The following is an 8,268-nucleotide window of genomic DNA, read 5'->3' as shown; positions in this document are numbered from 1 at the left end:
CGGCGTCGCGCGTGTTGGCGGCGTGGAGTTCGGCGCGACCGGGGGAGCCCACGACGTGGACCGCGGCCCCCGTGGGCGCGGTGCGCTGGCGGACCTCCCGTCGGCCGTCGGTGGCGAACCCGTGCACGGGGACGTCGAGGCCGCCCGGGGAGAGATCGAACCCCAGCCAGTCGCGGTGGGCGGCGTGGAGCAGCGATGACGGCGCGAAGGGCAGGGCGAGCGGGGTGTCCGCCCCGGAGTCCAGGGGGAACTCACCCGCCCAGTAGGGCCGTTCGAACGGCAGAGGCATGCCCTCGTCCTCGACGATCCGGTCGTCGGCCCCGGCGAACGAGCGCACGAGTCGGCCCGATTCCCAGCGGGCGAACCCGCTGACCCCGTCGTCGGGGTCGTGCGAGAACAGCAGGACCGTGGGCGCCTCGACGAGGCGTAGCCACGTCTCGTCGGTCGCGGACGGCAGGACGGGCTGCTCGAGCTGGGTCTGGAGAACGGTCAACCCGGGGTACGACCCGACATAGACCTCCCCGGGACCGGTCGATGCCGAGCGGTTGAGGGGGAACATGCCCAGCGAGGCGACGGTGACGGTCGGGTAGAGGCGGGAGAGCAGACGCCGGGCGAAACCGGGGTCCGAGGGGTGGCCGGACCTGATGGGGGCGGACGGGTCATCGGTGCCCAGGTACCAGAAGGTCGCGACGTGGTGGCCCATGGCAGGACTCAGTCGTCCTTACCGCGGACACCGAGCAGGACGTCCTCCCAGGAGGGCATGGTGGGATGCCGACGGGTGGTGCGGCGTTCGGGTTCGGCCGGCGGGTGCTGGAGGAAGTGGTCGTCGACGGAACCCACCGCGGCGGGCGGGGCGGACGCCGGGGCGGTCTCGGCCGGGGCGTGAGACTGCTCCACCGTGGTGGGGTCGGGTTCCCTCCGCTCGGGTCGGGCCGGGGCCGGCACGGAGCGGATCGGAGGAGGGCCGGGGGGGAGCGGTGGAGGGGACGAGACGGTGCGCAGGGCCGTGGCGCGGGACGGGTCGAGGATGCGCTGGGCCTCGTCGTCGAGCGCCCGGGCCGACCCGCCGTGGGAATCGGGGACGAACGACCAGGTCGCCGAGGCGTCGTCCGACAGGCCGGCGGGCCAGGAGGTCCGCACGATCCACCCGCCCGAGCGGTCGCGCCAGGCGTCCCACGCGACGACGTCCGGGTCCACCCCACGATGATCGAGTGCGGACTCGACCCGGTCGGCGAGCGTGTCGAGTGCGGGCCCGTCCGGAAGGACCGGGTGGGACGCCCGGGCGAGATCGGCGGCGTTCGCGCGCTCGAGCAGCACGGGGACGGCGAAACCCTCGATCCGGGACATCGGGACGCCGGCGTCGGCGGCGACGTCCTCGGGGGAGGCGCCGTGGCGGATACGATCCTGGATCTCGCGTGGGCGCAACGTGCCCGTCACGGGCACCCGCCGGGACTCCTCCGTGGGCAGGGACTCCCCCCGCGCGGCGGCGCGGAACCTGTCGTCGAGGGGGAGGGCCAGCGTCTCGCCCGAGTCCGGGAGCTCACATTCGACCACGGACGAGTCGGCGTCCACCCCGATGATCCTCAGCTTCCGCATACCGCCTCCTCGACTCCTCGTGGGCCCGTGGGCGGCTCGAACGGCGCGTGCCCGGGTCCTGGGCGTTCCCCCCATGGTAGGTCAGCGCAGCCCACCCGGCGCGGTGACGGGCCGGGTGGGCTGCGGAAAAACCGTGGGCGGGCGCCCGGAAGGGTGCGCGGCCCGAGGGTCAGCCGAGCTGCCCCACCACGTGGTCGATGCACCGGGTCAACCGCGAGACGTCCTCGGGGTCGATCGCCGGGAACATCCCGATGCGGAGCTGGTTGCGGCCGAGCTTGCGGTACGGCTCGGTGTCGAGGATGCCGCCGGCGCGCAGGGTCTTGGCCACCTTCGCGGCGTCGATGCTCTCGTCGAGGTCGATGGTGCCGACGACCTGCGAGCGGTGGGCGGGCTCGGTGACGAACGGCGTGGCGTACTCGCTGGCCTCGGCCCAGTCGTACAGGCGGGAGGACGAGTCCCGGGTCCGCTCGACGCACCAGTCCAGACCGCCCTGGGTGTTCATCCACTCGATCTGGTCGGCGAACATCAGCAGCGTGGCCACGGCCGGGGTGTTGTACGTCTGGTTCTTGGAGGAGTTGTCCACCGCGGTGGGCAGGGACAGGAAGTCCGGGCACCAGCGGTCGGTGGCCGCGATCTCGGCCACGCGCTCGAGGGCGGCCGGGCTCATGATGGACACCCAGAGGCCGCCGTCGGAGGCGAAGCACTTCTGCGGCGCGAAGTAGTACACGTCGGCGTCGGAGATGTCGACGGGCAACCCGCCGGCTCCGGAGGTGGCGTCGATGGCGACGAGTGCGTTCTCCGAGCCCGCCGGGCGGGTCACGGGGACCATCACACCGGTGGAGGTCTCGTTGTGCGCCCAGCCGATGAGGTCCACGGACGGGTCCGAGGTGGGCTCGGGAGCCGACCCGGGCTCGGCGGAGATGACGATCGGGTCGGCGAGGAAGGGCGCGCCGCCGGTGACCTTGGCGAACTTGGAGGAGAACTCGCCGTAGGTCAGGTGGAGGGACTTCTCGCGGACCAGGCCGAACGCCGCGGCGTCCCAGAACGCGGTGGTGCCACCGTTGCCCACCACGACCTCGTAGCCCTCGGGGAGGGAGAACAGGGAGGACAGTCCCTCGCGGACCCGGCCGACGACGTCCTTCACCGGCGCCTGGCGGTGGCTGGTGCCCATCACCGAGGTGGCGGCGGCGGAGACGGCCTCGATCTGCTCGGGGCGGACCTTGGACGGGCCGCAGCCGAACCGCCCGTCCGCGGGCTTGAGGTCGGCGGGGATGGTGGGCAGCTGATCGCTCATGCTCTTGGGGTGCCGTTCCTTGTGGTGGGATTTCCGAATCGGCTCCATCCTAGTCGGGGGCGCGTCGGGCCCGGAGTAGCGTCTGGGTCATGGAGGATCCCGCACTCGAACCGGCCGACTTCGACACGATGCGGGTCGGCTACGGCCTGAACGCGAGCCTGGACGTGGGCGATCTGCACGACGACTGGGTCGCGCTCTTCGCCTCGTGGCTGGACGAGGCCGGGCGCCGGGGGGTGCGCGAGCCCAACGCCATGGTGCTCGGCACCGTCGGTGCCGACCGCCGGCCGTCGACCCGGACGGTGCTGTGCAAGGGGGCGGACGAGCGGGGTCTGACCTTCTTCACGACGACGAGTTCGCGCAAGGGCGCGCAGTTGGCGCAGTCCGGCTACGCGTCGGCCACGTTCCCGTGGTTGGTGGTGGAACGGCAGGTCCACGTGGAGGGCGAGTGCCGACCGCTGGACCGGGCGGACTGCCTCGCCTACTGGCGTACGCGCCCCAGGGGGTCCCAGGTGGCGGCCTGGGCGTCCGAGCAGTCGCAGCCGGTGGAGTCCGTCGAGGAGTTGACCTCGCTCTACGCGATCGCGGAGAAGCGCCTGGCGGACGTCGAGGAGATCCCGATGCCCGACAGGTGGGGTGGGTACCGCCTCCGCCCGGACCGCGTCGAGTTCTGGCAGGGGGGCCGGGACCGGTTCCACGACCGGGTCGAGTGTCTCCGGGGTGACGGGGGGTGGACGGTCCGGCGACTGCAGCCCTGACGCCCGCCGAAGCCCCGACGGCGCCCGGTGGACGGGGCCCGGGGGGAGCGGACCGGTGCACGCTTCGAAGTGACGGCGACCGTCACGGTAGGGTGTGGCACAGCACATTCGTGGCGGGACATGGCCGCCGGGACCAGTCGTCGGAGAGGGAATCGCGTGACCGCAGGCTCGAACGGTTCGGACCGCAATGCAACACTGTCCTACCCCGGCGGTGAGCTCGAACTCGATGTGGTGGAGGCGACCTGCGGAAGCGACGCGGTGCAGCTGGGTTCGCTGCTGGCCAAGACGGGGATGACCACCCTGGACGTCGGGTTCGTCAACACCTCCGCGTGTACCTCGTCGATCACCTACATCGACGGCAACGAGGGCATCCTCCGCCACCGCGGGTACCCGATCGACCAGCTCGCCGACAACGCCTCGTTCCTCGAGGTCTCCTACCTGCTCATCTACGGTGAGGATCCCACCGAGGCCCAGCTCGCCGAGTTCACCGAGAAGGTGCTCGGGGAGACCGCGCTGCCCGGCCAGATGATGCCGTTGCTGCAGGCGTTCCCGCGCGACACCCACCCGATGCCCGTCTTCTCCGCCGGCGTGAGCCTGTTCGGCACGCACGGGGACGACCTGGACATCGACGACCCCAAGGCCGTCGACCTGGCCACCGCCCGGCTGCTGGGCCGTGGCCCGACGCTCGCCGCCGCCATCGAGCGCATCCGCTCCGGTCACGACGCCCTCGACCCGGATCCCTCGCTCGGGTACGTCCGCAACTTCCTGCGCATGACCTTCGGGCCGGACTACGAGGTCACCGACGAGGTCGCCGACGCCCTGGACATGCTGCTGGTGCTCCACGCGGACCACGAGCAGAACTGCTCCACCTCGACCGTCCGCATGGTCGGATCCTCGGAGGCGCCGCTGTACGCCTCGATCACCGGCGGCATCAACGCCCTGTACGGACCGCTGCACGGTGGCGCCAACCAGGCCGTGCTCGAGATGCTCGAGCGGATCGAGTCGGAGGGCGGGGACGCGACCGACTACATGGACCGTGTCAAGAACAAGGTCGACGGCGTCAAGCTCATGGGCTTCGGTCACCGCGTCTACAAGAGCTACGACCCGCGCGCCCAGATCGCCAAGAAGCACGCCCACGCGCTGCTGTCCCAGAGCAACGACCCCCTCCTCGAGATCGCGCTCAAGCTCGAGGAGACGGCACTGGCCGACGACTACTTCGTCGAGCGCAAGCTCTACCCGAACGTGGACTTCTACACCGGCCTCATCTACCGCGCGATGGGTTTCCCCACCGAGATGTTCACCGTCCTGTTCGCCCTCGGCCGGATGCCCGGATGGATCGCCCACTGGCGCGAGATGCGCGAGGATCCGTCCACCAAGATCAACCGCCCGCGCCAGGTCTACACGGGCCCGGCCGAGCGGGGTTTCACCCCGATCAGCCAGCGCTGAGCCCGGGAACCGGACTCCAGGAGGAGACACCATGGACAAGCCCGAGATCGACAGGCCGACGGGCCCCGCGCCCACTGACCTCGTCAGCGAGGACCTCACGGTGGGGGACGGCGCCGAGGCGGTGGCCGGCGGCAACGTCACCGTCCACTACGTCGGTGTCGACTACGAGACCGGCGAGCAGTTCGACTCCTCGTGGGACCGCGGCGAGTCCATCACGTTCCCCCTCAACGGCCTCATCCAGGGTTGGCAGGAGGGGATCCCGGGCATGAAGGTCGGCGGTCGCCGCCAGCTGGTCATCCCGCCGGACAAGGCGTACGGCACCTCCGCGGCCCTGCACCCCCTCGGAGGGAAGACCCTGGTCTTCGTGATCGACCTGCTCGAGGCCTGATCCGGCCCGTCGGACGACTCGAGAACGCCCCGACCTCCCACACGGGAGTCGGGGCGTCCTCGTGTGCGGGGCCCCGCGCGCGCCCGACCGCGGGTGGCGTCCGGCGCGCCCTCGCGGATGGCGGTCCGGGCGACTACCCCTCCTGCCGGAGGTACGGTGCGAGGGCGTCGAGCACGGCCGGGTCCTCGATCGTCGACGGGACGGTGACGTTCTCCTGCCCGTCCGCGATCTGCCGCATCGTCTTGCGCAGGATCTTGCCCGAGCGGGTCTTGGGCAGGCCCTGCACGACCGTGCAGTCGCGGAAGGTGGCCACCGCGCCGATCTCCTCGCGGACCATCGCCACCAACTCGGCGCGCAGCTCCTCGGGGTCGCGGACCTGACCGGACTTGAGGACCACGTACCCGACCGGCCGCTGACCCTTGAGCTCGTCCTTCACCCCGATGACGGCCGCCTCGGCGACGGCGGGATGGGTGGCGATCACCGCCTCCATGGAGCCCGTCGACAGGCGGTGTCCGGCGACGTTGATCACGTCGTCGGTCCGGCCCATCACGTAGACGTACCCGTCGGAGTCGACGTACCCGCCGTCCCCGGTCGAGTAGTACCCGTCGAAGACCGACATGTACGAGGAGATGAACCTCTCGTCGTCGTCCCACAGGCCCGACAGGGTGCCCGGCGCCATCGGCAACCGGATCGCCAGGTTGCCCTCCTCCCCGGCGGGGAGGGGGTTGCCCCGGGAGTCCAGGACGTGCAGGTCGTACCCGGGCACGGGCACCGTCGGGGACCCGGCCTTGATCGGCATCGGCTCGAGCCCGCGCAGATTCGAGGCGATGGGCCAGCCCGTCTCGGTCTGCCACCAGTTGTCCACCACGGGCTTGTCCAGCTTCTCCGTGGCCCACCGGTAGGTGTCCGGGTCCAGCCGCTCGCCCGCACAGAACAGGGTGCGCATGGCGGACAGGTCGTACCCGGCGATCTCGCGGCCCTCCGGGTCCTCCTTGCGGATGGCGCGGACGGCCGTGGGCGCGGTGAACAGCGCGGTGGCCCGGTGCTCGGCGAGCACCCGCCAGAACGCGCCGGCGTCCGGCGTGCCGACGGGCTTGCCCTCGTAGATGATGGACGTCGCGCCGACGAGCAGGGGCCCGTAGACGATGTAGGAGTGCCCGACCACCCAGCCGACATCCGAGGCCGTCCACCAGACCTCGCCGGGCCGGACCCCGTAGACGTTCCACATCGACCACGCCAGCGCGACAGCGTGGCCGCCGTTGTCACGGACCACGCCCTTGGGCAGCCCCGTGGTCCCGGAGGTGTACAGGATGTAGAGCGGGTCCGTCGCCCTGACGGGGACCGGTGCGGCGGGTTCCGAGGCCTCGATGGCCCGGTCCCAGTCGGTCCAGGTGGTTCCCGGTGTCTCGGGGAAGGTCTCGTCCGGGAACTGGTCCGGTCGACCGGCCACGATGACGGCGCCCGGGGAGTGACGGGTGAGTTCCAGGGCCTTGGCGACCATGGGGAAGTAGGGGACCTTGCGGGTGGGCTCGATGCCGCCGGGCGAGGTCACCACGACCTTCGGCCGGGCGTCGTCGATCCGGATGGCCAGCTCCGGCGCCGCGAAGCCCCCGAACACCACGGAGTGGACGGCACCCAGGCGGGCGCACGCGAGCATCGCGACCGCGGCACGCGGGACCATCGGCATGTAGATGACGACCCGGTCCCCGCGCCCCACGCCCTCGGCCGCGAGCGCGCCCGCGAAGGCCTCGACCTGGTCGAGCAGTTGGGAGTAGGTGATGGTCTCCTTGACCCCGGTCACCGCCGAGTCGTAGATGAACGCGGCCTGATCCCCGCGTCCCGCCTCGACGTGACGGTCGATGCAGTTGTGGGACGTGTTGAGCTCACCGTCGGGGAACCACCGGTAGAACGGGGGCCGCGAGCCGTCGACAGCCGTGGTGGGGGGAGTGGTCCAGTCGATCCCCCCGGCGGCCTCCAGCCAGAAGGCGTCGGGATCGGTGATCGAGAGCCGGTGGGCCTCGGCGTAGGTCGACGAGGTCGTGGAGTCCGACATCGGGTGAGCCCCTCTCGTGCGGGAGTGAAGCCCCCGATCAGCGCCGACGGCCTGTGACGCGCTTCACTCTAGTCCCAGGCCGAGGTCCCGATAGCGGGACATCCGCTCCGCGTACCTCCGCTCGGGGGGACGCCTCCGGACCTCGACCAGAGCCGCGGCGACGGCGTCGGCCAGCCGGTCGCAGAAGGCGTCCGGCTCGTCCGCCGCGTCGGGTCGCTCGGGTACCACCACGTCCACGATCCCCGCGCGGAGGAGGTCGGCCGAGGTGATGCCCTGCGACCGCGCCACCTCGGGCGCCCGGGAGGTCTCGTGGTACAGGATCGCGCTCGCCCCCTCGGGTGGGAGCGGGGCGAGCCACCCGTGTCGGGCGCACAACACCCGGTCGGCCGGGAGCATCGCCAACGCGGCACCGCCCGTGCCCTGGCCGAGGATCACCGAGACGGTCGGGGTGGGCAGCGTCACCAGATCGGCGAGGCTGCGGGCGATCTCGCCCGCGAGGCCACCCTCCTCGGCTTCACGGGACAACGCGGCGCCGCGGGTGTCGATGAGCAGGACCAGTGGGACCCCGACCTCGGCGGCGATCCGCATCCCCCGCCGCGCGGACCGCAGCGCGGACGGGCCGAGCGGGCTCGTCTCGTTCTCCGCGTCACGGTCCTGGGCCAGCACGACGGCCGACTGGCCCCGGAACCGGGCGAGGGACAGCAGCAGGGACCCGCTGTCCTCGCCCTGCCCCGTG

8 protein-coding genes are annotated in these 8,268 nt (G+C 71.7%); 3 read left to right on the top strand and 5 right to left on the bottom strand.

All coding sequences use genetic code 11. The features are described 5' to 3' along the window. The 3 genes from G6031_RS06645 to serC all read right to left on the bottom strand — a co-directional run. Positions 1-703: hypothetical protein (locus G6031_RS06645; RefSeq protein ID WP_182652822.1), on the bottom strand; the 703-nt coding region annotated here is incomplete at its 3' end. A gap of 8 nt (positions 704-711) precedes the next feature. Continuing rightward, complete coding sequence (gene sepH, locus G6031_RS06640) at positions 712-1,596, bottom strand: septation protein SepH (RefSeq protein WP_179524667.1); 885 nt, start codon at positions 1,594-1,596, stop codon at positions 712-714. Positions 1,597-1,765: 169 nt separating this feature from the next. Then, positions 1,766-2,890, bottom strand: a complete 1,125-nt coding sequence (serC, locus tag G6031_RS06635) for a phosphoserine transaminase (protein WP_182644947.1) — start codon at positions 2,888-2,890, stop codon at positions 1,766-1,768. 89 nt (positions 2,891-2,979) lie between these two features. On the opposite strand from serC, the gene pdxH reads away from it, so the two are divergent. The 3 genes from pdxH (at position 2,980) to G6031_RS06620 (ending at position 5,479) form a co-directional block, all read left to right on the top strand. Next, entirely contained in the window at positions 2,980-3,645 is a 666-nt protein-coding gene (gene pdxH, locus G6031_RS06630; RefSeq protein ID WP_179524669.1) for a pyridoxamine 5'-phosphate oxidase, read from the top strand. Between the two features lie 156 nt (positions 3,646-3,801). After that, positions 3,802-5,091, top strand: a complete 1,290-nt coding sequence (locus tag G6031_RS06625; protein WP_179524670.1) for a citrate synthase — start codon at positions 3,802-3,804, stop codon at positions 5,089-5,091. A gap of 31 nt (positions 5,092-5,122) precedes the next feature. Beyond that, positions 5,123-5,479, top strand: coding sequence for an FKBP-type peptidyl-prolyl cis-trans isomerase (locus tag G6031_RS06620; RefSeq protein ID WP_179524671.1), 357 nt, complete (start codon positions 5,123-5,125; stop codon positions 5,477-5,479). 133 nt (positions 5,480-5,612) lie between these two features. Here G6031_RS06620 and G6031_RS06615 read toward each other — a convergent pair whose 3' ends face one another. Continuing rightward, a complete protein-coding gene (locus tag G6031_RS06615; RefSeq protein WP_182652821.1) occupies positions 5,613-7,532 on the bottom strand; it encodes a propionyl-CoA synthetase in 1,920 nt (639 codons plus the stop codon). A gap of 63 nt (positions 7,533-7,595) precedes the next feature. After that, a partial coding sequence (locus tag G6031_RS06610) for a carboxyl transferase domain-containing protein (RefSeq protein ID WP_277820075.1) occupies positions 7,596-8,268 on the bottom strand: 673 nt, incomplete at its 5' end.

Origin of the sequence: Dietzia sp. CQ4 (genome assembly GCF_014145125.1) — a bacterium.
Lineage (GTDB): Bacteria > Actinomycetota > Actinomycetes > Mycobacteriales > Mycobacteriaceae > Dietzia > Dietzia natronolimnaea.
This window is presented reverse-complemented; position numbering and strand designations above follow the sequence as displayed.

Excerpts from the sequence above, each read along its gene's own strand:
- sepH (WP_179524667.1), bottom strand. The coding sequence starts at position 1,596 with ATGCGGAAGCTGAGGATCATCGGGGTGGACGCCGACTCGTCCGTGGTC.
- serC (WP_182644947.1), bottom strand. The coding sequence starts at position 2,890 with ATGAGCGATCAGCTGCCCACCATCCCCGCCGACCTCAAGCCCGCGGAC.
- pdxH (WP_179524669.1), top strand. The coding sequence starts at position 2,980 with ATGGAGGATCCCGCACTCGAACCGGCCGACTTCGACACGATGCGGGTC.
- G6031_RS06620 (WP_179524671.1), top strand. The coding sequence starts at position 5,123 with ATGGACAAGCCCGAGATCGACAGGCCGACGGGCCCCGCGCCCACTGAC.
- G6031_RS06615 (WP_182652821.1), bottom strand. The coding sequence starts at position 7,532 with ATGTCGGACTCCACGACCTCGTCGACCTACGCCGAGGCCCACCGGCTC.